Annotated in this window: 23 protein-coding genes and 1 pseudogene; 12 read left to right on the top strand and 12 right to left on the bottom strand. The window is 71.3% G+C overall.

Annotated elements, in window-relative coordinates:
* The first annotated feature begins 15 nt into the window (after positions 1 to 15).
* Positions 16 to 477, top strand: a complete 462-nt coding sequence (locus AB0M59_RS02595) for a hypothetical protein (RefSeq protein ID WP_364607348.1) — start codon at positions 16 to 18, stop codon at positions 475 to 477.
* Here AB0M59_RS02595 and AB0M59_RS02590 read toward each other — a convergent pair.
* The 3 genes and pseudogenes from AB0M59_RS02590 to AB0M59_RS02580 all read right to left on the bottom strand — a co-directional run bounded on the left by AB0M59_RS02590 (position 440) and on the right by AB0M59_RS02580 (position 2,369).
* Complete coding sequence (locus tag AB0M59_RS02590; protein WP_364607345.1) at positions 440 to 1,087, bottom strand: NAD(P)H-dependent oxidoreductase; 648 nt, start codon at positions 1,085 to 1,087, stop codon at positions 440 to 442. The two genes, AB0M59_RS02595 and AB0M59_RS02590, sit on opposite strands and share 38 nt — an antisense overlap.
* Positions 1,088 to 1,123: 36 nt before the next feature.
* Positions 1,124 to 1,789 (bottom strand): annotated as a pseudogene (locus tag AB0M59_RS02585) (nitroreductase).
* Between the two features lie 103 nt (positions 1,790 to 1,892).
* On the bottom strand, positions 1,893 to 2,369 hold the full coding sequence (locus AB0M59_RS02580) for a MarR family transcriptional regulator (protein ID WP_364607342.1): 477 nt from the start codon (positions 2,367 to 2,369) through the stop codon (positions 1,893 to 1,895).
* A 499-nt stretch (positions 2,370 to 2,868) separates the two neighbouring features.
* Between AB0M59_RS02580 and AB0M59_RS02575 the strand changes: the two genes are divergently transcribed.
* The 3 genes from AB0M59_RS02575 to AB0M59_RS02565 are packed head-to-tail and all read left to right on the top strand — an operon-like array spanning position 2,869 to position 4,845.
* The gene (locus AB0M59_RS02575) at positions 2,869 to 3,306 is read left to right on the top strand and encodes a helix-turn-helix domain-containing protein (RefSeq protein ID WP_364524664.1); all 438 of its coding nucleotides are present in this window, start codon (positions 2,869 to 2,871) and stop codon (positions 3,304 to 3,306) included.
* Entirely contained in the window at positions 3,303 to 3,809 is a 507-nt protein-coding gene (locus AB0M59_RS02570) for a hypothetical protein (protein WP_364607339.1), read from the top strand. The genes AB0M59_RS02575 and AB0M59_RS02570 overlap by 4 nt, the downstream gene beginning before the upstream one ends.
* The gene (locus tag AB0M59_RS02565; protein ID WP_364607336.1) at positions 3,802 to 4,845 is read left to right on the top strand and encodes an MAB_1171c family putative transporter; all 1,044 of its coding nucleotides are present in this window, start codon (positions 3,802 to 3,804) and stop codon (positions 4,843 to 4,845) included. The genes AB0M59_RS02570 and AB0M59_RS02565 overlap by 8 nt, the downstream gene beginning before the upstream one ends.
* Here the strand turns inward: AB0M59_RS02565 and AB0M59_RS02560 are convergent, their stop codons facing one another.
* The 4 genes from AB0M59_RS02560 to AB0M59_RS02545 all read right to left on the bottom strand — a co-directional run bounded on the left by AB0M59_RS02560 (position 4,846) and on the right by AB0M59_RS02545 (position 8,914).
* The gene (locus AB0M59_RS02560; protein ID WP_364607333.1) at positions 4,846 to 5,802 is read right to left on the bottom strand and encodes a catechol 2,3-dioxygenase; all 957 of its coding nucleotides are present in this window, start codon (positions 5,800 to 5,802) and stop codon (positions 4,846 to 4,848) included. It lies immediately after the preceding gene.
* Between the two features lie 10 nt (positions 5,803 to 5,812).
* On the bottom strand, positions 5,813 to 6,862 hold the full coding sequence (locus tag AB0M59_RS02555; RefSeq protein WP_364607330.1) for a 4-oxalomesaconate tautomerase: 1,050 nt from the start codon (positions 6,860 to 6,862) through the stop codon (positions 5,813 to 5,815).
* Entirely contained in the window at positions 6,859 to 7,563 is a 705-nt protein-coding gene (locus AB0M59_RS02550; RefSeq protein ID WP_364607327.1) for a 4-carboxy-4-hydroxy-2-oxoadipate aldolase/oxaloacetate decarboxylase, read from the bottom strand. Before AB0M59_RS02550 ends, AB0M59_RS02555 begins: the two co-directional genes overlap by 4 nt.
* A gap of 673 nt (positions 7,564 to 8,236) precedes the next feature.
* On the bottom strand, positions 8,237 to 8,914 hold the full coding sequence (locus tag AB0M59_RS02545; protein WP_364607324.1) for a GntR family transcriptional regulator: 678 nt from the start codon (positions 8,912 to 8,914) through the stop codon (positions 8,237 to 8,239).
* 93 nt (positions 8,915 to 9,007) lie between these two features.
* Between AB0M59_RS02545 and AB0M59_RS02540 the strand changes: the two genes are divergently transcribed.
* The 5 genes from AB0M59_RS02540 to AB0M59_RS02520 all read left to right on the top strand — a co-directional run bounded on the left by AB0M59_RS02540 (position 9,008) and on the right by AB0M59_RS02520 (position 14,719).
* Positions 9,008 to 9,793, top strand: coding sequence for a DUF1932 domain-containing protein (locus AB0M59_RS02540; protein WP_364607321.1), 786 nt, complete (start codon positions 9,008 to 9,010; stop codon positions 9,791 to 9,793).
* 74 nt (positions 9,794 to 9,867) lie between these two features.
* Positions 9,868 to 11,199, top strand: coding sequence for an MFS transporter (locus tag AB0M59_RS02535; RefSeq protein WP_364607318.1), 1,332 nt, complete (start codon positions 9,868 to 9,870; stop codon positions 11,197 to 11,199).
* Positions 11,200 to 11,389: 190 nt separating this feature from the next.
* Positions 11,390 to 12,415: an amidohydrolase family protein gene (locus tag AB0M59_RS02530; protein ID WP_364607315.1), complete on the top strand. Its 1,026-nt coding sequence runs from the start codon at positions 11,390 to 11,392 to the stop codon at positions 12,413 to 12,415.
* Complete coding sequence (locus AB0M59_RS02525; protein ID WP_364607312.1) at positions 12,412 to 13,332, top strand: amidohydrolase family protein; 921 nt, start codon at positions 12,412 to 12,414, stop codon at positions 13,330 to 13,332. Before AB0M59_RS02530 ends, AB0M59_RS02525 begins: the two co-directional genes overlap by 4 nt.
* Before the next feature lie 28 nt (positions 13,333 to 13,360).
* Positions 13,361 to 14,719 (top strand): MFS transporter, encoded by a 1,359-nt coding sequence (locus AB0M59_RS02520; protein ID WP_364607309.1) that lies wholly within the window; start codon positions 13,361 to 13,363, stop codon positions 14,717 to 14,719.
* 236 nt (positions 14,720 to 14,955) lie between these two features.
* On the opposite strand, the gene AB0M59_RS02515 is transcribed toward AB0M59_RS02520, so the two are convergent.
* Positions 14,956 to 15,753, bottom strand: a complete 798-nt coding sequence (locus tag AB0M59_RS02515; protein ID WP_364607306.1) for a MaoC family dehydratase N-terminal domain-containing protein — start codon at positions 15,751 to 15,753, stop codon at positions 14,956 to 14,958.
* 50 nt (positions 15,754 to 15,803) lie between these two features.
* On the opposite strand from AB0M59_RS02515, the gene AB0M59_RS02510 reads away from it, so the two are divergent.
* Positions 15,804 to 16,535 carry an ArsR family transcriptional regulator gene (locus AB0M59_RS02510; protein ID WP_364607303.1) on the top strand — a complete coding sequence of 244 codons (732 nt, stop codon included), beginning with the start codon at positions 15,804 to 15,806 and terminating at the stop codon, positions 16,533 to 16,535.
* Complete coding sequence (locus AB0M59_RS02505; RefSeq protein WP_364607300.1) at positions 16,532 to 16,906, top strand: VOC family protein; 375 nt, start codon at positions 16,532 to 16,534, stop codon at positions 16,904 to 16,906. The genes AB0M59_RS02510 and AB0M59_RS02505 overlap by 4 nt, the downstream gene beginning before the upstream one ends.
* 3 nt (positions 16,907 to 16,909) lie before the next feature.
* Here AB0M59_RS02505 and AB0M59_RS02500 read toward each other — a convergent pair whose 3' ends face one another.
* From AB0M59_RS02500 to AB0M59_RS02485, 4 genes are all read right to left on the bottom strand, one after another.
* Positions 16,910 to 17,752: a hypothetical protein gene (locus AB0M59_RS02500; RefSeq protein ID WP_364607297.1), complete on the bottom strand. Its 843-nt coding sequence runs from the start codon at positions 17,750 to 17,752 to the stop codon at positions 16,910 to 16,912.
* Entirely contained in the window at positions 17,752 to 18,984 is a 1,233-nt protein-coding gene (locus tag AB0M59_RS02495) for a DUF6596 domain-containing protein (protein WP_364607294.1), read from the bottom strand. The genes AB0M59_RS02500 and AB0M59_RS02495 overlap by 1 nt, the downstream gene beginning before the upstream one ends.
* Positions 18,977 to 19,348: a YciI family protein gene (locus AB0M59_RS02490; protein WP_364607291.1), complete on the bottom strand. Its 372-nt coding sequence runs from the start codon at positions 19,346 to 19,348 to the stop codon at positions 18,977 to 18,979. The genes AB0M59_RS02495 and AB0M59_RS02490 overlap by 8 nt, the downstream gene beginning before the upstream one ends.
* A gap of 67 nt (positions 19,349 to 19,415) precedes the next feature.
* Entirely contained in the window at positions 19,416 to 19,661 is a 246-nt protein-coding gene (locus tag AB0M59_RS02485) for a hypothetical protein (RefSeq protein ID WP_364607288.1), read from the bottom strand.
* 221 nt (positions 19,662 to 19,882) lie between these two features.
* Here AB0M59_RS02485 and AB0M59_RS02480 point away from each other — a divergent pair, with 221 nt between their 5' ends.
* Complete coding sequence (locus AB0M59_RS02480) at positions 19,883 to 21,058, top strand: carbohydrate-binding protein (protein WP_364607285.1); 1,176 nt, start codon at positions 19,883 to 19,885, stop codon at positions 21,056 to 21,058.
* Positions 21,059 to 21,066 lie beyond the last annotated feature (8 nt).

Raw genomic sequence — 21,066 nt, 5'->3', positions numbered from 1 at the left:
GCCCGTCAGAGGGGCATGAGAACCCTCGCGACGGCCACCACCGCGGCGTTCGCCGGTGGTGCGCTGCTGAGCCAGACCGTGATCGTGCCGTCCTGGCGGGCCGCACCGCCGGAGACGTTCCTCGCCCGGTTCGCGACCGAAGGACCCGTCACCGGCCTGACGGTGTTCCCGTTCGAACTCGCTTCCGTGGTCCTGCTGGGCATCGCCACGGCCACCGCCGCGAAGCACCACCGCCCGGTCCGCCTCTGGGCGTCCGCGACCTTGTGCCTGGCCGGGACCTTCGCCCTCCTGATCTACTTCGTCCCGGCCAATTCGGCGATGCTCGATCCCGCGTTTCCGCCCCGGGACGTAGCTTCCGCACTGGCGACGTGGAACCTGGTGAACTGGCTCCGCACCGGCCTCGCCCTCGCCGGCGCCGTACTGGCCGTCACGGCCCGGCTCAGGCGACCCGGCGCGCGGCCGCCTTTCCCTTCGTGACGGCGTCTTCGAACGCCCGGGCCCGGGACGCCTCGGCCTTCGGGATCAGTCCGGCCATGGCCGGCTGCAAGTGGGCCCGGGTGAGCTCGGGGACGATGAAGTCGACCGTCATCCCCATGGTGCCGCCGAGGACGGCCGTCAAGTAGTTCCGCACGTAGTCGGAGCCCTCGCGGGGCGTGCCGGGTTCGTAGGAGCCGCCGCGGCTCGCGACGACGTAGACCGGCTTGCCGGCGACCGACGATCCGGGGCCGGCGCTGCGGCCGGCGATGATGACGTGGTCCAGCCACGCCTTCAGGGTCGACGGCACCGTGAGGTTGTACATCGGGGCGGCGATGAGGACGACGTCGGCGCGCTCCAGCTCCTCGACCAGCTCGACCCGCCGGGCGAAGGCCGCGGCCTGCTCGGCGGTGTGCGTGGCGGGATCGGCGAACCCGGCGGCGGCGCCGGCCGGCCCCAGGTGCGGCACCGGTTCGGCGACGAGGTCGCGGTACACGACGTGGCCGTCCGGGTGCTGTTCCTCCCACGCGGCGCGGAAGGCGGCGGTGACCGGGCGGGAGGCGGAGGCGGGCTCCGGCCAGACGGACGTGTCCAGGTGCAGCAAAGTGGCCATGACGAAACTCCGGATCTGTCGGTGGTGCGGGAAAAGTCAGGCTTCGACGAAGGTGACCGTCTCGCCGAGCGGGGCCCGGCCGATGCGGGAGTGCTCGGCCGCGGCGTCTTCGAACCCGATCGACATGCCGCAGAAGAGGAGCAGCCGTGCCGGCGGTGCCACGATCTCCGAGACGGTCCGGTGGAACTTCGCCCACGCCATCTGCGGACAGCTGTGCAGTCCTTCGGCACGCAGGAGCAGCATGACGGTCTGCAGGTACATGCCGGCGTCGGACCACTGGGGCCGGCACAGGTCGCGGTCCAGGTAGCAGAACAACGCGGCGGGCGCGCCGAAGCAGTCCCAATTCGCGGAAGCGGCCCGCTGGCGCGCTTCCACGTCTTCGCGGGAGATGCCGAGCGAGCCATAGCGTTGCTCGCCGAAGGCGGCCCGGCGTTCGCGGTACGGGGACTCCAGGGCGGCCGGGTACATCTCGTACTCCGGCTCGTCCCAGGGATCGCCCGCGGCCAGGCGCTCACCGGCGCGCTTCTAGAGCTCGGCCAGCGGCGCGCCGGTCAGCACGTAGGCGTGCCACGGCTGGAGGTTCGACCCGGACGGCGCCCAGGCCGCCGCGGACAGCACGCGCTCCAGCGCCTCTTTCGGGACCGGCCGGTCGTCGAACGCCCGCACCGCCTGCCGGCTCGTGACCGCCTCGTAGACGTCCATCATCGAGATCACCTCACCAACTTCGTTACGAACGAGAAAGTATCATTCGATACGTTCTTCGGCCACACGAATGTCAGCGAGGTCTCACGGAAGAGGGCGCCCCTTACGCGTCTTCGGGGTACGCGAGCCGGGTCAGCAGATCGGTCAGCTGGGCGGTTTCCCCGGCGTCGAGGTCCGCGATCAGCCGTTCGGCCACCGGCACCGCCTGGACGTGGGCCGCATCGAAGAGCTCGACGCCGCGGGGCGTGATCTCCACCGCCCGCACCCGCCGGTCGCCCGGCACGGCCTTGCGCACGGCCAGCCCCAGCCGCTCGAGGTCGTCCACGACCCGCATGATCCCGGCCTTGTCGGACCCGGCGGCGTCGGCCAGGTCCCGCTGCATGGTGGGCCCGCGATCGGCGAGCACGATCAGCACGGCGAAGTGCCGCAGCTCGATGCCGAGCGGGCGCAGCGCCTCGGTCATCACCGCGGCGGCCCGCCAGTGCGCCCGGCGCAGCAGCAGGCCGAGGGCGAACGGCGAGACGTCCCCCGGACGGTCGGTCGCCCGCGAGGCGCCGGACTTGCGGGGAACGTCGGCCACCGGCCCACAGTATCGTCCGAGACGGTATCGATCGAGTCGACTAGCGGCTGGATCCGTCACAGCGGGCGTCCGCCGGCCCCGCATGCCAGACGGGGACGATGCGCGTCACCGGCACCGGAACCGGCGGACCGGACCCGGTGAGCACCGTCGTGTAGACCGTTATCCGAGTGAGGTGGACGAGCGGTGTCGTCTCACAGCTCGACGCCGCGACGAGCACGACGGCGGGAGAAGCGTCTTCGCTTCAGGTTCGCTGCCCCGCAGGGCAGCCGGCGCCTCCGATGCAGTGGGCGTAGAGCAGTCCGGCCGCGCCCACCACGGCCAGCCGTCCCGGAATCGTCCTCGCGTTCCCTCGGAAAATGTGAACCGCCCCCTCGCCCATTCACATCAGTTGGTGAACTCGGTCGCGATCGTAAACTGACGTGACCGACGTGGTCAACTGAGGTGGACCGGTGACCGCGAACCCGCCTCACCGCAGCTGGCGGCGCGGTAGACTCCGGACATGCCGGAGGAGATCGCCGCGGGGACCCTCTCCGCGAAGCTGAACCACCTGTTCGGCGTCGTGCGGCCCGCCGACGGCGACGAGTACACCTTCGACGAGGTCGCCGAGTCGATCCGGACCCAGGGCGGCCCCACCATCTCCGCCACCTACCTGTGGCAGCTGCGCAAAGGCTTGCGCGACAACCCGACCAAGCGGCACCTCGAAGCGCTCGCGGGGTTCTTCGGCGTGCCACCGGCGTACTTCTTCGACGACGCGGAAGCCGAGCGCATCGACGCCGAGCTGACGCTGCTCAGCGCGTTCCGGGACGCCCCGGTCCGGCAGATCGCGCTCCGCGCGCGCGGGTTGTCGGCGAAGAGCCTCGAAGCGATCAGCGACATGGTCGACCGGGTCCGCGAGCTCGAAGGCCTGCCCGAACCGGCGAGCGACGCCGAACGATGAGTTCGCGCGGGCGACGGCAGCTGCGTCACCGCTTCGCCGCGGTGCTGCGGGACCTGGACCTGCCGGCCTCGTTCGATGTGCCGGCGTTGTGCGCGGCACTGGGCGAGCGGCGCGGCCGGCCGATCCGGCTGCTGCCGCTGCCGGGGCTGTCCGAGGTGTGCGGCCTGTGGATCGCGACGGACACGACCGACCTGATCGCGTACGAGCAGCACACGAGCGCGCCGCACCAGGACCACATCGTGCTGCACGAGATCGGTCACATGCTGTGCGACCACTACCCGGCGACGCTCACCCCGGCCGAACAGATGCGGCTGTTGCTGCCCAGCTTGGACCCGGCGATGGTCCGGCGGGTGCTGGGGCGGGCCGGGTATTCGAGCGTGGAGGAGCGGGAGGCGGAGTTCTTCGCGTCGATGCTGGGGCAGCACACGGGGCTGGCGCACCGCGGGGATTCAGTGGCGGACCGGCTCCGGTCAGCCTTGGAGGACGGCGGCGACCGTGGGTGAGATCCTCCGCCGCTACGGCCCGGCAGCTCTCGCCTGGATCCTGCTGCTGTTCCTGCGCCCCGGCCCGGCCCCCGGCCGCCGCCTCGTGCGGTTCTGCGTGCTGGGCCTCGCCGTCTCCCAGACCGCGCTCACCCCGGCCGTCCGCGAGCTCACCCGCGCCCTCGGCGTGCCCAGCGTCGAACTGCTGGTCGCCCACCTCGCCATGGTCGGCGCGGTCTGGGCCGGCGCCCAGCTCCTCCTGCGCCTGCACGGACTGCCGGCCGCCGCCCGCCGCCACAGCGCGTGGGCCCTCGCCGGCGGCGCCGCGATGACCGTCACCTTCGCGCTGGCCCCTGACGTCATGCCGCAGTCGCCGTTCGTCATGGAGTACTGCATCGCCTACGCGGTGGCGCTCCTACCGGAGTTCGCGGTCATCGCGCGCCTGTGCCTGCAGGACGCCCGCAAGGCGCCGGACCGGATGCTGCGCGCGGGCCTCGGCCTGGTCGTCGCCGGGGTCGTCGCGGCGGCCGCGTACATGGTGATCCGGACCGTCATCGCGATCTCCGCCCGCGCCCCGTTCGACTTCGAGTACGGCAAGGGTTTCCTGCTGAGCAAAGCACTCCCCACGACCGCGCACCTGCTCGTCCTCGTCGGCGTCGGCGTGCCCGCGGTGGCCGGCTGGCTGCGCCGCCACCGGCAGTTCCGCCGGCTCGGCCCGCTCTGGCTGGCCCTTTACCGGGCCGAGCCCGCGATCGCGCTGGAACCGCCGCGCACCACCGTGTTCCCGACGCGGCTCCAGCTCTACCGGCGGGTCATCGAGATCCGCGACGGCCTGCTCGTGATCCGCCCGTACCGCAACGGTTCGGGCGCCGGGGAACACCAGGAGGCCGCCGAGATCCTGGCCGCCCTGCGCGCCCGGGAAGACGGCCTGCCGCCACTCTCCCCCGAGACGACCGTCCGAGGTGGACAGGACTTCGGCAGCGACACCGAGTACCTCTGCCGCGTCGCCGACGCCTTCCGGGAGCTCAGCCGGAAACCGACGGCGGGCGTGTCCTGATCACTCCACCGGCGGTGTGCCGTGCGTGTGGAACGACTCGATCGTCTTCAACCCCCACGCCTGCCCCTTGGCCCGCTCGGCCTCGGTCCAGGTGACCGGCTCCCAGTCCGGCGCGAAGATCAGCCGCCCGGTGGGGTTGCACAGCTCGATGCGGTTGCCGCCGGGCTCGTAGAGGTAGAGGAAGAACGTCTGCTGGATCGCATGTTTGTGCGGCCCCGTCTCGATGTGGACGTCGTTGTCGAGCGCGATGTCGGCCGCCCGCAGGATGTCCTCGCGCGTGTCGGTCGCGAACGCGATGTGGTGCAGGCGCCCGCTCGACTTCGTCCAGTCGTTCGTGTAGACGATGTCGTAGGATTTCTGCGCGAAATGCGTCCACTGTCCCGAAATCACGCCGGTGTCGAGCTGGATCTGCTCGGTGACCCGGCCGCCCAGCGCGTCGCAGATGAACCGGCCGTTGACCTCGGCCTCACGGGCCAGGTAGTTGACGTGGTCGAGGCGCCGGACGCCGACCCCGCGCCCGGGGTAGGCCTGCGCCTGGTTCTTCAGCGCCGGCCGCAGGTGCTCGGGCGGCTGGTAGCGCTCGGTTTCCCAGTAGACCTCGAGCTCGTGGCCGTCCGGGTCGCGGAACAGGTACGTCGGGCCGATCCCGGTGTCACCGTCGACCCAGCCGACGCCGAGCCCGCGTTCCTCGAGAGCGACCACGCGCCGCTTGAGGGCCTCTTCGCTGGACGCGCGCACCGCTGTCCGTCCGACCCCGGACGTCTTCGCCGCGGTGAGCTTCAGGCTGTGGTGCTCGTAGTCGTCCCAGGTGCGCAGGTAGACGGAGTCGCCGTCGGTGCCGTTCTCGGTCAGGCCGAGCACGCGGACGAAGAAGTCCAGGCTCTTCTCCGGCTCCGGGGTGAACAGCTCGACGTGGCCGAGGTGCGCGATCTCGTGGCGGGGCGAGGGCTGGGGCATCGATGGCTCCTCAGGGGCGGGGGAAGACGGTGCCGTCGAACAGCTTCCGCGCGGTGCGGATCACCGTCGACCGGCGGACGCGGGATCCGTCGAACTCGATCGCCACCGCGAGCTTGCCGCTCGGGTGCTCGATCTCGACGGGCTCGCCTTCGGCAGGGGCTTCGAGCAGCTCGCGGCCGACGGCGCCGTCGAGCAGCAACGCCGTGACGACGCTGACGCCGCCGAGGACACCGATCGACGGGTGCGGCTTGACCGGGATGAACGTCCGGGTGCAGATCGCGCCGCCGTCGCGTGGCGCGGCGACGAGCGTGGTCTTGGGGACCGAGCTGCCGCTGACGTCGCCGAGGCCCATCAGCTTCCCGGCTTCGACGCGCAACGCGTCGATCCGCTCGGCGAGAGCGGAGCCGGCCAGCTCGTCGACATCCTCATACCCGGTGATGCCGAGGTCTTCGGCGCGCGCGACGACGACCGGCATCCCGTTGTCCACACAGGACACTTCGATGCCGCCGACGGTGTCGCGGACGTTGCCGGTGGGCAGGAGGCTGCCGCAGACGGACCCTTCGGTCTCGGTGAAGTCGAGCTCGACCGGGGCGGCCGTGCCGGGCACGCCGGAGATGGCGGTGCCGCCGCTGTAGTCGACTTCGCCACCGGGGGTGGCGAACGTCGAGACGGCGATGGTGCCGGTGTTGATCAGCCGCACACGCACGGTGGTGCGGTCTGCGCCGGCGGGCACGAGCCCGCGTTCGACGGCGAACTGCCCGACGCCGGCCAGGAGGTTGCCGCAGGTCTGCCGGTCGGAGACGGTGGGTTCTTCGACGCCGAGCTGCAGGAAAAGGTAGTCGATGTCGTGCCCGGCCTCGGTCGCCGTCGAGACGATGGCGACCTTGCTGGTGACGGGCTGGGCCCCGCCGACGCCGTCGATCTGGCGCGGATCGGGGGTGCCCATGATCCGCATCAGGAGGTCGTCGCGGGTCTCCGGGTCTGCGGGGAGGTCCTCGGCGAGGAAGTAGGCGCCCTTGGAGGTGCCCCCGCGCAGGAGCATGCAGCGCACGCCGGTCATGCCTGCTCCTTCTCGTACTCCTCGGCGGTCAGGTAGCGGACGCCGAGGGCCTCGAGCTTCTCTCGCAGGCCGTAGCGGTCCAAGCCGAGCTGCCCCTGAGCGAACGCTTCCCGGGCGGCGGCTTCCTTTTCCAGCCGGGCTTGCGAAGCGTCGAGTCCTGTTTGGACATCCTCGCGGCGCACGCGCATGACGCCATCGTCGTCGGCGAGGATCGCGTCGCCCGGGCGGATCACCTGGCCGCCGATGACGATGGGAACGTTGACCGCGCCGGCGGTCGCCTTGACGGTGCCCTGCGCGCTGACGGCGGCCGACCACACGGGGAAACCGAGGGCGCGCAGGTCGCTGACGTCGCGGACGCCGGTGTTGATGACCAGCCCTTTGACGCCGCGGTAGCGCAGCGCGGTGGCGAACAGCTCGCCGAAGAGCCCGTCGCGGCACGGCGAGGTGGTGGTGACGACGAGGACGTCGCCTTCGCGGCACTGTTCGACGGCCGCGTGGATCATGAGATTGTCGCCGGGCCAGCAGAGCGCGGTGACGGCGGTCCCGCCCATGCGCGCGCCGTCCTGGATCGGGCGCAGGTCCGGGCCGAGCAGCCCGGAGCGCCCGAGAGCCTCGTGAACGGTGGCGACGCCGTAGTCGGCCAAGCGGGCAACTTGGCCGAGGTCGGCACGCGGCGGATCGGTGACGATGACGGGCTTCATACGGTTTACCGTACGGTTCGGTTGACGAAATTGTCAACAATTTTGGTGAGCAGGTCGGGTTGCTCGGCGGGAGGGATGTCATGAACGACTCGTTCATGTCGTCGGACGCGGTGAGCGGGTCGTTCACCGCGTCGCAGACGGCTCGGAGGGACGGCGCCGGCTGGGTCCGCGCCCGACGGCGGTGTCTTGAATGAGTCATTCAGGGCGCCGGAGGTCCTGAATGACTCATTCAAGACACTCGACGCAGGGCCCGGGCAGAGCCCCGTGGTGGCAAGGCCGGTCCTCGGCGGCGGCGGATCCCGCGCGTCGCAAATGACTCATTCGCGGCGTCGGATGTCCCGAATGGGTCATTCGCGACCTCACCCGCGCCGGGCTGCCGCCATCCACCCGCGAAACAACACCGCCGCAGGCGCCGGCCAAGAGCACCTCGATCACGGGCACAGGCGCGAACCTCCATGGCGCCAGCCACCTCGAGCGGCCCACTCGCGGAGGCAGGTGCGATACCCCGCCGCAGGCGCCGGCCAAGAGCACCCCGCCCACAGGCGCAGGTGCCAGACCTCCGCGGAGCGACCACCTCGAGCGACCCGCGCACGGGCAGCCACGACTGGTCAGGGACCTGGCCTTCGGTCGCAAGTGCGATACCCCGCGGCATCAGCCGGCCAAGAGCACCAGCTCACGGGCGCAGGTGCGAAACCTCCGCGGCATCAGCCGCCTTGAGCGCCTCGATCACGCTTCCCAAGTGCGCTCGCGCCGCCGCCGCTGCCCCGTCCGCGTCGTGCGCGCAGATCGCGTCGATGATCGCCACGTGCTCCGGCAGCGACACCTGCGGCCGGCCCGGGCGCATCGCCAACCGGAACTGGTGGCGCACGCTCTGCCCGCGCAGCCTCTCCAGCACCTGCGCCGCCGTGCGCTGGCCGCTGATCTCGCGGACCCTGCGGTGCAGCAGCTGGTTGAGACCCGAATACCCGACCACGTCCCCGCCCGCCACCGCTTGGTGCATCAGCTCGCCGAGCTCCTTCAGCTCACCGACCTCCGCGTCGGAAACGCGCTCCGCCGCCTTCGCCGCGCACAGCGACTCGAGCATCATGCGGACCTCGGAAATCTCGACGGCCTCTTCCAGCGACACCGCGCGCACCCGGGCTCCGCGGTTCTGCACGCGCTCGACGAGCCCCTCGTTGGTCAGCTCGATCAGCGCCGCGCGCACCGTCGCGCGGCTCGCGGCGAACTGGCCGGAGAGGTCCGCCTCCACCAGCCTCTGGTTGGGTACGAACTCGCCCCGGACGATCGCGTCACGGATGGCCGCCACCACGGAACGCTCCCCCGGCTGCCCGTCCGCAGCACTCTCCGTCATACCCCGGCTCCATCTTTTGAACGAACGCTGTTTGTTGACAATTTTGTCGAGAACATCGTGTACTCGATCGTAGCTTGTAGAGAGGATTCTGCTATGTCCGGAACCATCGCGGTACTCGGGCTCGGCGAGGCGGGCAGCGCGCTCGCCCGCGACCTCGTCGCCGCCGGGGCCGTCGTGCGCGGCTACGACCCGGCAGTTTCCGCCGGCGAAGGCGTCGTCGCCACCGGCTCCGAAGCCGAAGCCGCCGAGGGCGCCGATCTGGTGCTCAGCGTGAACAGCGCGTCCGCGGCCGTCGACGCGCTCGAAGCGGGCCTGGCCGGCCTGAACCCCGGCGCGACCTGGGCCGACCTGAACACCGCCTCCCCCGGCACCAAGCGCAAGCTGGCCGGCATCGCCGCCGAGCATGGCGTGCCCTTCGCCGACATCGCGATCATGGCGCCGGTGCCGGGGCGCGGCCTGCGCGTCCCCATGCTCGCCACCGGTGTCGCCGCCGAAACTGTCGCCGAAATGCTGAACACGTTCGGTGCCGCGGTCGAGGTCATGGCCGGCGAGGCCGGGCTCGCCGCCGAGCGCAAGCTGCTGCGCAGCGTGTTCTTCAAGGGCATGTCGGCCGCCGTGGTCGAAGCCCTGACCGCTGCGCGCGCCGCGGGCTGCGAGGACTGGCTGCGGAAGATCATCGTCGACGAGCTCACCGCGGCGACCGCGCCGACCGTCGACCGGCTCGTCGACGGCTCGATCAAGCACGCCGTCCGCCGGACCTCCGAGATGGCGGCGGCCGCGGAGATGCTCGGCGAGCTGGACGTGCGCGCGGACGTCGCGAGCGCGGCTCGCGACCAGCTTGCGCACATAGCTGATACACAGGATTGTCAACAATCTTGACGTAACTCTTGTGTTCAATATCTCAGCAGATGTAGCTTCGGACTCCTTCGCCACCCAGGACGAAAGGGACGAGGATGTCCACACGAGAACTCGGCGGCACGACCGCCGCCACGGTCCGGCTCTCCATCAGGGTGACCGCGTTGTGCTGGGTCCTCGTGCTGCTGGACGGGCTGGACCTGTTCGTCTACGGGGCGACCCTGCCGGGCGTGCTGGCCGACAAGAGCTTCGGCCTGACGCCCATCAGCGGCGGGAACATCGGCAGCCTCACGACGTTCGGGATGATGCTCGGCGCGCTCGGCGCCGGCATCCTCACCGACCGCGTCGGCCGCCGGAAGATCATCATCACCGGCGTCGTCGTCTTTTCCCTGGCCGCGGCCGCCTGCGCCGCCGCGCCGACGGTCGAGTTCTTCGGCGCGGCGCGGTTCGTCGCCGGGATCGGGCTCGGCGGACTGCTGCCGTCGGCGATCGCGATGGTCATGGAGTACGCGCCGGCATGGCGGAAGAACCTCGCCGTCACCACCGTGATGACGGCCCACCAGGCCGGCGGGGCGCTGGCCGGCGCGCTGGGGATGACGCTCGTCCAGTCGATGGGGTGGCGTTCGGTGTACTGGATCGGCGCGCTGCTGCTCGTGGTGGTGCTGCCGGCGGTCGTCTTCCTGCTGCCGGAGTCGATGACGTTCCTGCTGGCCAAGGGGAAGACCGGCCGGGCGCAGGCGATCGCGGACAAGTTCGCCGTCTCCCTCGACACGTTCGCGCCCGAGCCGGCCGCCGACCGCCGCGGTGGCCTGCGCGGGCTCTTCACGCCGTCGGTGCGGATGACGACGCTGCTGTTCTGGATCGCCTCGTTCGCCGGGCTGCTGCTGGTGTACGGCGTGAACACGTGGCTGCCGACGATGATGCGCGGCAGCGGGTACAACCTCGGCTCCGCGATCAGCTTCCTGCTGGTGATCAACCTGGGCGGGATCGCGGGCATGCTCGTCGCCGGGCGGCTCGCGGACCGGTTCGGGGCCCGGCCGGTCGCGATCATCTGGTTCGCGCTGACCGCGTGCGGCGTCGGGCTGCTGGCGGTGCACATGCCCCTGGCCGTGACGTACGTGGTCGTGTTCCTCACCGGCGCGTGGCTGTTCAGCGCGCAGACGCTCATCTACGCGGCGGTCGGCGCCTACTACCCCGCCGCCAGCCGGGCCACCGCGCTCGGCTGGGTGTCCGGCGTGGGCCGGACGGGCGCGGTGTTCGGGCCGTGGCTGGGCGGCATCCTGGTCGCGGGCGGGCTGAACTCGCTCGGCTTCGTGGTCTTCGCGATCGCCGGCCTGCTCGGCGCGGCGATGGTGGCCCTGGTCCGGCGCAACGGCGCCTACGCGACGGAATCCGGGCAGGTCGAGCGGCCGTCGACGCAGAACGCCTGAGACACAGGCCTCCCGCTCCGGCAGACCGGAGCCGCACAGCCGCTGCCCCGCTCCGGCCCACCGGAGCGGGGCAGCTCCTCGTCCATCACGAATCGACCTCAACCGGGTCAATCTCGTCGTAGATATTGTCAACAATTTCATCGACGATTAGTGTGCGAGTATCAAGCATGCGGAGCGACGAGGAACTACCTTGATCATCGACTGCCACGGCCACTACACGACCGCGCCCCCCGCCCTCGCGGCGTGGCGCGACCAGCAGATCGCGTCGCTGGACGATCCCGGCGTCGCGCCCTCGCGCGCCGACCTGCGGATCAGCGACGACGAGCTGCGCGAGACCGTCGAGCCGAACCAGCTGAGGCTCATGGACGAACGCGGCATCGACCTCACGATCTTCTCGCCGCGCGCCTCGTTCATGGCCCACCACGTCGGCGGCTTCGAGACGTCGGCGGAGTGGGCGGCGATCTGCAACGAGCTCTGCCACCGCGTCAGCACGCTCTACCCGGAGCGGTTCGCGCCGGCCGCGATGCTCCCGCAGTCGCCGGGCGTCGACCCGGCGACCTGCGTCCCCGAGCTGACCCGTTGCGTCGAGGAGTACGGCGCCGTCGCGCTGAACCTCAACCCCGACCCCAGCGGCGGGCACTGGACGGCCCCACCGCTCACCGACCGGTCGTGGTACCCGATCTACGAAAAGATGGTCGAGTACGACATCCCGGCGATGGTGCACGTCAGCACGAGCGTCAACCCGGCGTTCCACACCACCGGCGCGCACTACCTCAACGCCGACACGACCGCGTTCATGCAGCTCGTGCAGGGCGACCTCTTCACCGACTTCCCCACCCTGCGGCTGGTCATCCCGCACGGCGGCGGCGCGGTCCCCTACCACTGGGGCCGGTTCCGCGGCCTCGCGATGGCGCTGGGCAAGCCGGAGCTCGAGGAGCACGTGCTGAACAACGTCTTCTTCGACACCTGCGTCTACCACCAGCCGGGGTCGGACCTGCTCTTCGACGTCATCCCCGCCCGCAACATCCTCTTCGCGTCCGAGATGATCGGCGCCGTCCGCAGCGTCGACCCGCGGACCGGCCACCACTTCGACGACACCCGCCGGTACGCCGAAGCCGCGAAACTGTCCGAAGAGGACTGGGCCGCGATCCGGGAGCACAACGTCCGCGCCGTCTACCCGCGCCTGGACGCCCTCCTGAAGGGACAGGGCCGGTGATCGCGCGCGCCCCCAAGACCCCCGGCTGGCTGGACTGGTACGCCGGTCCGTCCACACCGGACTTCGAGCCGCCCTTCGGCACCGTCGACGCGCACTGTCACGTGTTCGGCCCGCAGGCCGCGTTCCCGTTCGCGCCCGAACGCAAGTACACGCCCTGCGACGCGAGCAAGGACCAGCTCTTCGCGCTGCGGGACCACCTGGGCGTCGCGCGCAACGTCATCGTGCAGGCCACCTGCCACGGCGCGGACAACTCCGCCATGCTCGACGCCGTCCGGGCGGCCGATGGCCGGGCCCGCGGCATCGCGACCGTCCGCCCGGAGATCGGCGACAAGGAGCTGCGCGAACTCGACGCCGCCGGCGTGCGCGGGGTGCGGTTCAACTTCGTCAAGCGGCTCGTCGACGCCTCGCCCAAAGAGGACCTGAGCACGATCGCGAAGAAGATCGCCCCGCTCGGCTGGCACGTGGTGCTCTACTTCGAAGCCGCCGACCTGCCCGAGCTCGAGGACTTCTTCGGCGCGCTGCCCGCGCCGCTGGTGATCGACCACATGGGACGCCCCGACGTCACGAAACCCGTGGACGGCCCGGAGTTCGAGCGGTTCCTCGGTTTCGTCGACGAGAACGACGTCCGGGTGAAGGTCAGCTGTCCCGAGCGCCTCACCGTGACCGGCCCACCGGCCCTCGCCGGCGAACGGCACGCCTACACCGACGTCGTCCCGTTCGCGCGGCGCGTCGTGACGGAGTTCCCGGACCGGGTGCTCTGGGGGACCGACTGGCCGCACCCGAACCTGAAGGACCACATGCCCGACGACGGGCTGCTCGTCGACTACGTCCCGCGGATCGCCGAAACGGCGGAGCTGCAGCGGAAGCTCCTGGTCGACAACCCGATGCGTCTCTACTGGCCCGGCGAAACCGCCTGAAACCCCCGAATCCCCCGAAGGGCATGCAATGCAGCACGCCAACGCTTTCAACCGGCTGAACCGCCTGCCGATCTCGCGGTTCCACAAGGTCACCCTGCTCGCCGTCTCGTTCGCCTACTTCTTCGAGTTCGCGGACATCAACAGCTTCGCCACCACCGCGCCCAAGCTGATCAAGCTGTGGGGCGTGACCGTCAACCAGGTCGCCTACGTGACCTCACTGTCCTTCGTCGGCATGTTCTTCGGGTCGATCATCGCGAGCAAGCTCGCCGACCGCTGGGGCCGGAAGAACGCCCTGATGTGGACGACCGTGTGGTTCGGCGTCTTCTCGTTCGCGGCGGTGTTCTCCTGGGACATCGTGTCGCTCGGCGTGTTCCGCGTCCTGACCTCGGCCGGGCTCTCGGCGATGACCGTCGTCGCGGTCATCTACGTGAGCGAGCTGTACCCGGCGGCGAGCCGCGGCAAGTACCAGGCCTACGCGATCGTGATCGGCATCTGCGGCACGCCGGTGACCAACCTGATCGCGAGCGCGGTCGTGCCGATCAACTCCTGGTCGTGGCGGCTGGTGTACCTGTGGGGCGCGCTCGGCGTGCTGCTGGTGTTCTTCACGCGGCAGCTGAAGGAGTCGCCGCGCTGGTACGAAAGCCGGGGCGAGCACGCCAAGGCGGACGCGGTGCTGCGGGAGATCGAGGAGCGCGTCGCGGCGGAGAAGGGCCCACTGCCGGAGCCGGCGCCGCCGATCGAGGAGGCCACGGTCGCGAAGGCGCCGCTGCGGTTGCTACTGCAGAAGAAGTACCTGATGCCGACGTTGCTGCTGACGGTCCTGTGGGTGACGCAGACGGTCGGCTTCTTCGGCTACTCGAGCTGGGCGCCGACGCTGCTGGCCAAGGAGGGCTTCAGCGTCGAGAAGTCGGTGTTCTACGTGGCTCTGACGACGGTCGGCGCGCCGCTCGGGTCGTACCTGGCGGCGCTGGTGACGGACCGCTTCGAGCGCAAGTGGTGCCTGGTCGCGTTCGGCACGGTCATCGCGCTGTGCGGCCTGTTCTACGGGCTGACGTTCAACCCGATCCTCATCGTGGTGTTCGGCTTCCTGGTGAACCTGTTCGAGCGTGGTTACACCGCCCTCGGGTACGCGTACTCGCCGGAGCTGTTCGACACCCGGGGCCGGTCGCTGGGCACGGGTGTGTCGTACGGGCTCGGCCGGTTGTCGAACGCGGCCGGGCCGTTGATCGTCGCCGCGCTGTACAACGGGAGCGGGTACCAGAGCGTGTTCTTCTTCATCGCGGGCACGTGGCTGGTCGGCGCGCTGGTGCTGGCGGTGTTCGGCCCGCGGACCCGCGCCGCGCGGCTGGCGCAGACGGCTCCGGTGGGCAAGCCGGCCGAGGTCTGATCACCTCGTGAACGACTCGTTCCTGTCGCCGGATGGCAGGGCTCCGGCAAAGTCGGTGGCCGGGTCCCGGCTCGGCGGTCTTCCGACGGCGTCGACGGGCGCGACGGCGTCTTGAATGACTCATTCAGGTCTTCGGAGGTCCTGAATGAGTCATTCAAGACCTTTGGCGAGCCACGAGCACCCGAGGCGTGATGACTTTGCCGGAGCCCTGCCGCGGGATGGCGTGACCGAGTCGTTCATGCCATCCGGCGCAGGGTCCCGGTCGCCGTCTGCCGGCCGTGGCGGTCGCGGACCGAAGTCGCCGTCTCCTCCCCCGGGACGGCGGACGCGATCAGCCCCTGGTGGTCGAACAACGGCGCCACCAGCCGGTAGTCGAACTCCAGCGCGCCTTCCACGCCGCGGGCCCGGGCGGCTTCCGCCATCGCGACCGCCTGCAGCGGCCCGTGCGTGAGCAGCCCCGGGTACCCCTCCACCGAACGGCTGTAGTCGCGGTCGTAGTGGATGCGGTGGGCGTTGTAGGTCAACGCGGAGAAGCGGAACAGCAGCGTCGGGGTCACCTCGATCGGCCACTCGTCCGGCGACGGCGGCACCTCCGGGTCGTCGTCCGGGTGTGCGTCGAGGGCGGCACCCGCGCGGTAGACGATGTCCTGCTCCTCGTCGACCACGAGCCCGCCCGCCTGGGTGATCCGGTGCGCCACCGTGACGAACGTGAGCGGCCCGGACCGGCCCTCCTTCTCGCGCACCGCAAGCACTTCCGACGTTCGGGTGGCGGGCTCGCCGAAGCGCAGCGCGCCGGGCGTGCGGACGCGGCCGCCGGCCCACATGCGCCGCCGGCCCGGGCCCGGCGGGGCCAGGACCGTGCCGCGGACCGGGTGGCCGTCCGGGCCGAGGTCGGCCTGGGCCGGGCGCTCGAGCAAGTACAGCCAGTGCCACAGCAGCGGCAGGGCGCCCTCCGGCGCGGGAACGTCGAGCAGCGACGCGAGGGCGTGCGCGGTCCCGGGCAGGATCGGTTCGGTGACTTCGAACGTCGCCATGGATCACTCCGCCCCTAGTTCATCAATCCAGTTTGATGTATTCTACGGCGATGACGCCGCCCGCGTTCGTCCGGCTGGCCGCCCACCCGCTGCGGTGGGCGCTGCTGACGGCGCTCGCCGGTGACGACCTGCGGGTGCGCGAGCTGACCGAGCGCGTCGGCCAGCCGCAGAACCTCGTTTCCTACCACCTGCGGCTGCTGCGCGACGGCGGCCTGGTCGCCGCCACGCGCAGCAGCTTCGACGGCCGGGACAGCTACTACCACCTGGACCTCGACCGCTGCTCGGCCGCACTGGCCGAGACGGGCGCGGCCCTGCACCCGGCATTGCGGGCCGAGCCCCCGCCGGCCCCGGCCGGGCGGATCGCCGTGCTGTTCGTCTGCACCGGTAACAGCGCGCGCTCCCCCATCGCCGAAGCGCTGCTGCACGAGCGCGGCGCCGGGAAGATCCGGGTCACCAGCGCCGGCACCCGCCCGAAGCCCGCACTGGCTCCCGACGCGCTGCGAGTGCTGCGCGACGAGTTCGGCATCGACGTCGCCGGGCAGCGGCCACGGTCACTCGACGCCGTCGCCGGCCGCCGGTTCGACCACGTGATCACCTTGTGCGACAAGGCTCGCGAGGCCTTCCCCGACTTCCCGCACCACCCGCGCCGCCGCCACTGGAGCGTCCCCGAGCCGGCCGACGGCTACGACGCGTTCCGGCACACGGCGGCGGAGATCGACACCCGCGTCCGGCACCTGCTGCCGGATCTCGTCGTGGCGCAAGGCAAGGAGGCCCAGCCGTGACCGACCAGTACGCCAGCGTCCGGTACGTCGTCGACGACGTCCCGGCGGCCCTCGACTTCTACACCACCCACCTCGGCTTCACGGTGCGCATGAGCGCCGCGCCCGCGTTCGCCGACGTCGTCCGCGGCCCGCTGCGGCTCCTGCTCTCCGGGCCCACCAGCTCCGGCGCCCGCGCCACCCCCGCCGACGCCGCGGCGCCCGGGCGCAACCGCATCCACCTCGTCGTCGCCGATCTGGACGCCGAGGTCACCCGGCTGGCCGAGGCCGGCCTCGCGTTCCGCGGCGATGTCGTCGCCGGCCCCGGGGGGCGGCAGATCCTGCTGGCCGACCCCGCGGGCAACCTCGTCGAGCTGTTCGAGGCCGCCCACTGAGGATCACGCCGTCAGTGCGGCGCGACCGGCGTCGAAGCTGCGCAACGCGGCGCCGACCGCCGCCGCCACCGTGACCTCGAAGACCTCCTCCTCGGTGCGGCCGCCCGCGAGCAGGCGCCGGACGTCGTCGTCGGTGATGCGGTGCGACGCGTCGCGGACCAGCGCGGCGTAGTCCCGCCACGGCTCCTCCAGGCCGTCACCCGTCGCGGCCGCTCGCCGCAGCTCGGGGCTCGTCCGCGCGGGCTGCTCGAAGACGCTTTCCCGGAGGTCGTCGGGGCTGTCGGCGAGCAGGAACCCCGGGAACCGGTAGCCCGCGCGGTGCAACGCTTTCGTGCCCACCTCCAGCTGCCCGTCGAGCAGCTCGAAGCCGAACGCGTTCGCGAGCCGGTTGACGATGTTCCACACCAGGTTGACGTTCAGCGCCTCCGACACCGCGTGCGAAGGCAGGTCACGCAGCGGTGAGACGTCGAGGTCGGCGTCGCGCGAGACGTCCTCGACGAACCGTTGCACGGCCAGCAGTTCCGGGCGCGCGTCCAGCGGCCGGTCCGGGTCGATCTCGCCGTGGCCCGCGATCCGCGTCAGCTCGGCGTGCGTGACGACGCAGAACGGGCACTCGTGCACCCGGGCCGTGCTCATCGCGAGGTACTCGCGCTCGCCGGCCGTCCAGTAGGACTCGCCGCGCATCGCGGGTGCGGTCAGCTCCAGCAGCGGCCGGGTCAGGAAGCCCGGCCGGTACAGCAGCAGCTTGACGATGTCCGGGCTGGTGACTCCGGAGAGCTTCCCGGTGAGGGCCATGAAGAGCCGGGCGCGGCGCCGGTGTCCGGTGTCCAAAACAGACAGTCGCATCAGGACTCCAGTTCGTGCAGGCGGGCGGTGAGGAAGCGGTGGTCGGCCGGGGCCTCGGCGAGGTCGCGCGCCCGCCGGTACGCGGCGACGGCGTCGTCCGGACGGCCGAGGCGGCGCAGCAGATCCGCGCGGGCGGCGTGCCAGAGGTGGTAGCGGCCGAGCCCGTCGATCGCCTCGACCAGGGCGAGCCCGGCCTCGGGACCGTCGGCCATCGCGACGGCCACGGCGTGGTTGAGCGCGACCACGGGCGACGGCGCGAGCGTCCACAGCTGCGCGTAGAGCGCGGCGATCCGCGTCCAGTCGGTGTCGGCGGCGACGCGGGCCTGCGCGTGCTGCGCCGCGATCGCCGCCTGCAGCTGGTACTGCCCGACCGTCCCGCGGCGCAGCGCCCGGCCGAGCACGCCGAGCGCTTCCGCGATCTCCGCCCGGTCCCAGCGGGTGCGGTCCTGGTCCTCGAGCAGGACGACGTCGCCGTCGGCGGTGTAGCGGGCGGCCGAGCGAGAATCCTGCAGCAGGAGCAGCGCGACCAGGCCGAGCGCTTCCGGTTCGTCCGGCATCAGCGCGGCCAGCAGCTTCGCCAGCCGGATCGCCTCGCGGCGCAGTTCGGCCGGATCGTCCCGGCCCGACGGCGACGTGTAGCCGCGGGTGAAGACGAGGTAGAGCACCGCGAGGACGCCGGAGAGGCGGTCGGGCAGCAGGTGGTCGGGCGGGACGCTCAGCGAGATGCCCGCGTCGCGGATCTTCCGCTTCGCCCGCACGAGCCGCTGGGCCAGCGCGGGCTCGGCGACGAGGAACAGCCGGGCGATCTGGGCGGCGGTCAGGCCGGCCACCACCTGCAGCGTCAGCGCCACCCGCGCGTCTTCGGCCAGGGCCGGGTGGCAGCACGTGAAGAGCAGGCTGAGGCGGTCGTCGCCGACCTCGGCGAGCCGGTCGTCCGGCAGGCTCAACGTCCTCACCCCGCTTTCGCCGGCCGCGAGCCGGGCGAGCTTGGCCTGCCCGACGCGGGCGCGGCGGATCCGGTCGACGGCGCTGTTGCGGGCGGCGGTCAGCAACCAGGCCGCGGGGTCGTCCGGGACGCCCGAGTCCCACGTCCGCAGTGCTTGCGCGACCGCGTCCTGCAGGGCGTCTTCGGCGAGCTCGAAGTCGCCGAGCACCCGGACGAGCGCGGCGAGCAGCCGGGCGCGGTCCTCGCGGTAGACGCGCTCGACGACGCCGGCCGCGCGATCACCCACGGGCGGCCCGGTGGTCCAGCCCGGGCACACCGGCGACCGGGCGGACCTCGATCGAGCCCTGGGCGGCCATCGGGCACAGCGCGGCCAGCTCCAGGGCCTCGTCGAGGTCTTGGCAGTCGACGACGTACACCCCGCCGAGGTGCTCGTGAGTCTCGGCGAAGGGACCGTCGGTGATGAGCGTCCGGCCCTCCTGCACGGTCACCGTCGTGGCGGTGTGCTCGCCCCGCAGCGGGTGCCCGGAGACGAAGACGCCGCGTCGCCGGCACTCGTCGGCGAAGGCGTTGACCGCGGTCAGTGCCTCTTCGAACCCGGGGTCGCCCGGCTCGGGCCGTTCGCAGTTGTAGATCAACAGCATGTAGAGCACGCGCGCTCCTTCGTCCGGCGTCGTCGAAGAGGATGACGAACGGGACGACGGTAACTCGACAACGACGTCAGCGAAATTTCACCGCGAGGGTGTCGGGTGTCCGCCGCCGGCGCAACCGGTCGGCTCGGGCCTGCAGGCGCCGGGCGTGCTCCCGGGCCCGGGCCGCGCGTTCCTCGAACAGATCCGCCCGGACGGGGTCGCCGCAGCGGGCGGCGGTGTCCTCGTTGGTGATCGCCATCGCGGCCCACATCGCCGCCAGCGCCTGGTACAGCTGCCAGGTGGGGGTGGACCGGCCGGGCGCAGCGCGGATCACGGCGGATTCACCGAACCCGCCCGCTCCGCACCGCGGGGTGACACACCAGCCCAATTCCCCCGGACCGACCAAGTCAAACATGGGGCCACGGAAATTACCAAAGGTAACTTCTGTACCGGCCTTGACATTACCAATGGTCAGGAGGAAAGTCCTCGCCACCTGATTCGTCTAGACCAATCAGGAAGCTCTCCCGGCGGACGGCCATCCTCAGGAGGAGACCCATGTCCCGCAGAATCCGGACCACCACAGCAGTATTGACGAGCGCCGCGACCGTGGCGGCGACGGCCCTGATCCTTTCCGGTGGGGCCGCCGCCAGCCCGTCGGTCGCGGCGGCCGCCGACTGCGGTGTGCTGTTCGACGACTTCCACTACGCCTCCCCCACCGACTCCGCGTTCAGCGGCGCCGGCTGGACCACCCGCAACGACGTCGGCAGCCCCGGCGTGGCCGGCGCGCGCTGGCTCACCAGCAACGTCAGCTTCCCGACGGTGAACGGCGAGCGCGTCGCCCAGCTCGCCGCGAGCACCGACGGCAGCTCGGCGGGCACGACGCACTCCGAGATGTACCAGAACCAGCTGCGGTTCCTGGACGGCACGTACGCCAGCCGGGTCCGCTTCACCGACGCGCCGGACAGCGGCACCGACGGCGACCACGTCAACGAAACGTACTTCACGATCTCGCCGCTGCGGTACGACCGCGACCCGCTCTACAGCGAGCTGGACTTCTCGGAGTACCTGCCCAACGGCGGCTGGGGCGGCTCGACGGCGAACTACCAGACCAGCTGGTACACCTACTGGAACAACCCGACGTGGGACGGCCTGCGCACGTCCACCGCGCAGAACCGCAGCTTCAACGGCTGGCACGACATCGTCACGCAGGTGTCGGGCGGGCACGTGAAGTACTACCTCGACGGTGTGCTCACCGCGGACCACACGACCGACGCGCAGGGCAACCCGGTGTACCCGCGGACGCCGATGTCGATCAACTACAACATGTGGTTCATCGACACGGCCGGGCACGCGAGCGGCAACAGCGTCTACACCGAGCAGGTCGACTGGACGTACTACGCGGGCAACCAGGTGGTGTCGCCTTCGGACGCCATCGCTCGCGCGGGTTCGTACCGGACGGCCGGAACGTCCCATGTGGACACGGTGAACGGGTGCACGACGCCGACGACCCCGCCGGCGACCACGACGCCCACCAAGCCGACCACGCCCACGACCCCGACCACGCCTTCCCAGCCCGCCAACTGCTCGACGGCGGCGGAGTGGGACTGGGGCACGGTGTACCTCGGCGGCCAGCGCGTGAAGCACAACGCGCACCTCTGGCAGGCGAACTGGTGGACCCAGGGCTCCGAGCCCGGGCTCACCGCGCAGTGGGCCGACCTCGGCCACTGCTGACGCGCGAC

Source organism: Amycolatopsis sp. NPDC051371, assembly GCF_040682155.1.
Lineage (GTDB): Bacteria > Actinomycetota > Actinomycetes > Mycobacteriales > Pseudonocardiaceae > Amycolatopsis.
This window is presented reverse-complemented; position numbering and strand designations above follow the sequence as displayed.

Bases quoted from the DNA above. Each gene is read 5' to 3' on its own strand.
- AB0M59_RS02595 (WP_364607348.1), top strand. From the start codon at position 16: ATGAGAACCCTCGCGACGGCCACCACCGCGGCGTTCGCCGGTGGTGCG.
- AB0M59_RS02590 (WP_364607345.1), bottom strand. From the start codon at position 1,087: ATGGCCACTTTGCTGCACCTGGACACGTCCGTCTGGCCGGAGCCCGCC.
- AB0M59_RS02575 (WP_364524664.1), top strand. From the start codon at position 2,869: ATGCCGGAGGAGATCGCCGCGGGGACCCTCTCCGCGAAGCTGAACCAC.
- AB0M59_RS02570 (WP_364607339.1), top strand. From the start codon at position 3,303: ATGAGTTCGCGCGGGCGACGGCAGCTGCGTCACCGCTTCGCCGCGGTG.
- AB0M59_RS02560 (WP_364607333.1), bottom strand. From the start codon at position 5,802: ATGCCCCAGCCCTCGCCCCGCCACGAGATCGCGCACCTCGGCCACGTC.
- AB0M59_RS02555 (WP_364607330.1), bottom strand. From the start codon at position 6,862: ATGACCGGCGTGCGCTGCATGCTCCTGCGCGGGGGCACCTCCAAGGGC.
- AB0M59_RS02550 (WP_364607327.1), bottom strand. From the start codon at position 7,563: ATGAAGCCCGTCATCGTCACCGATCCGCCGCGTGCCGACCTCGGCCAA.
- AB0M59_RS02545 (WP_364607324.1), bottom strand. From the start codon at position 8,914: ATGACGGAGAGTGCTGCGGACGGGCAGCCGGGGGAGCGTTCCGTGGTG.
- AB0M59_RS02540 (WP_364607321.1), top strand. From the start codon at position 9,008: ATGTCCGGAACCATCGCGGTACTCGGGCTCGGCGAGGCGGGCAGCGCG.
- AB0M59_RS02535 (WP_364607318.1), top strand. From the start codon at position 9,868: ATGTCCACACGAGAACTCGGCGGCACGACCGCCGCCACGGTCCGGCTC.
- AB0M59_RS02520 (WP_364607309.1), top strand. From the start codon at position 13,361: ATGCAGCACGCCAACGCTTTCAACCGGCTGAACCGCCTGCCGATCTCG.
- AB0M59_RS02515 (WP_364607306.1), bottom strand. From the start codon at position 15,753: ATGGCGACGTTCGAAGTCACCGAACCGATCCTGCCCGGGACCGCGCAC.
- AB0M59_RS02510 (WP_364607303.1), top strand. From the start codon at position 15,804: ATGACGCCGCCCGCGTTCGTCCGGCTGGCCGCCCACCCGCTGCGGTGG.
- AB0M59_RS02500 (WP_364607297.1), bottom strand. From the start codon at position 17,752: ATGCGACTGTCTGTTTTGGACACCGGACACCGGCGCCGCGCCCGGCTC.
- AB0M59_RS02480 (WP_364607285.1), top strand. From the start codon at position 19,883: ATGTCCCGCAGAATCCGGACCACCACAGCAGTATTGACGAGCGCCGCG.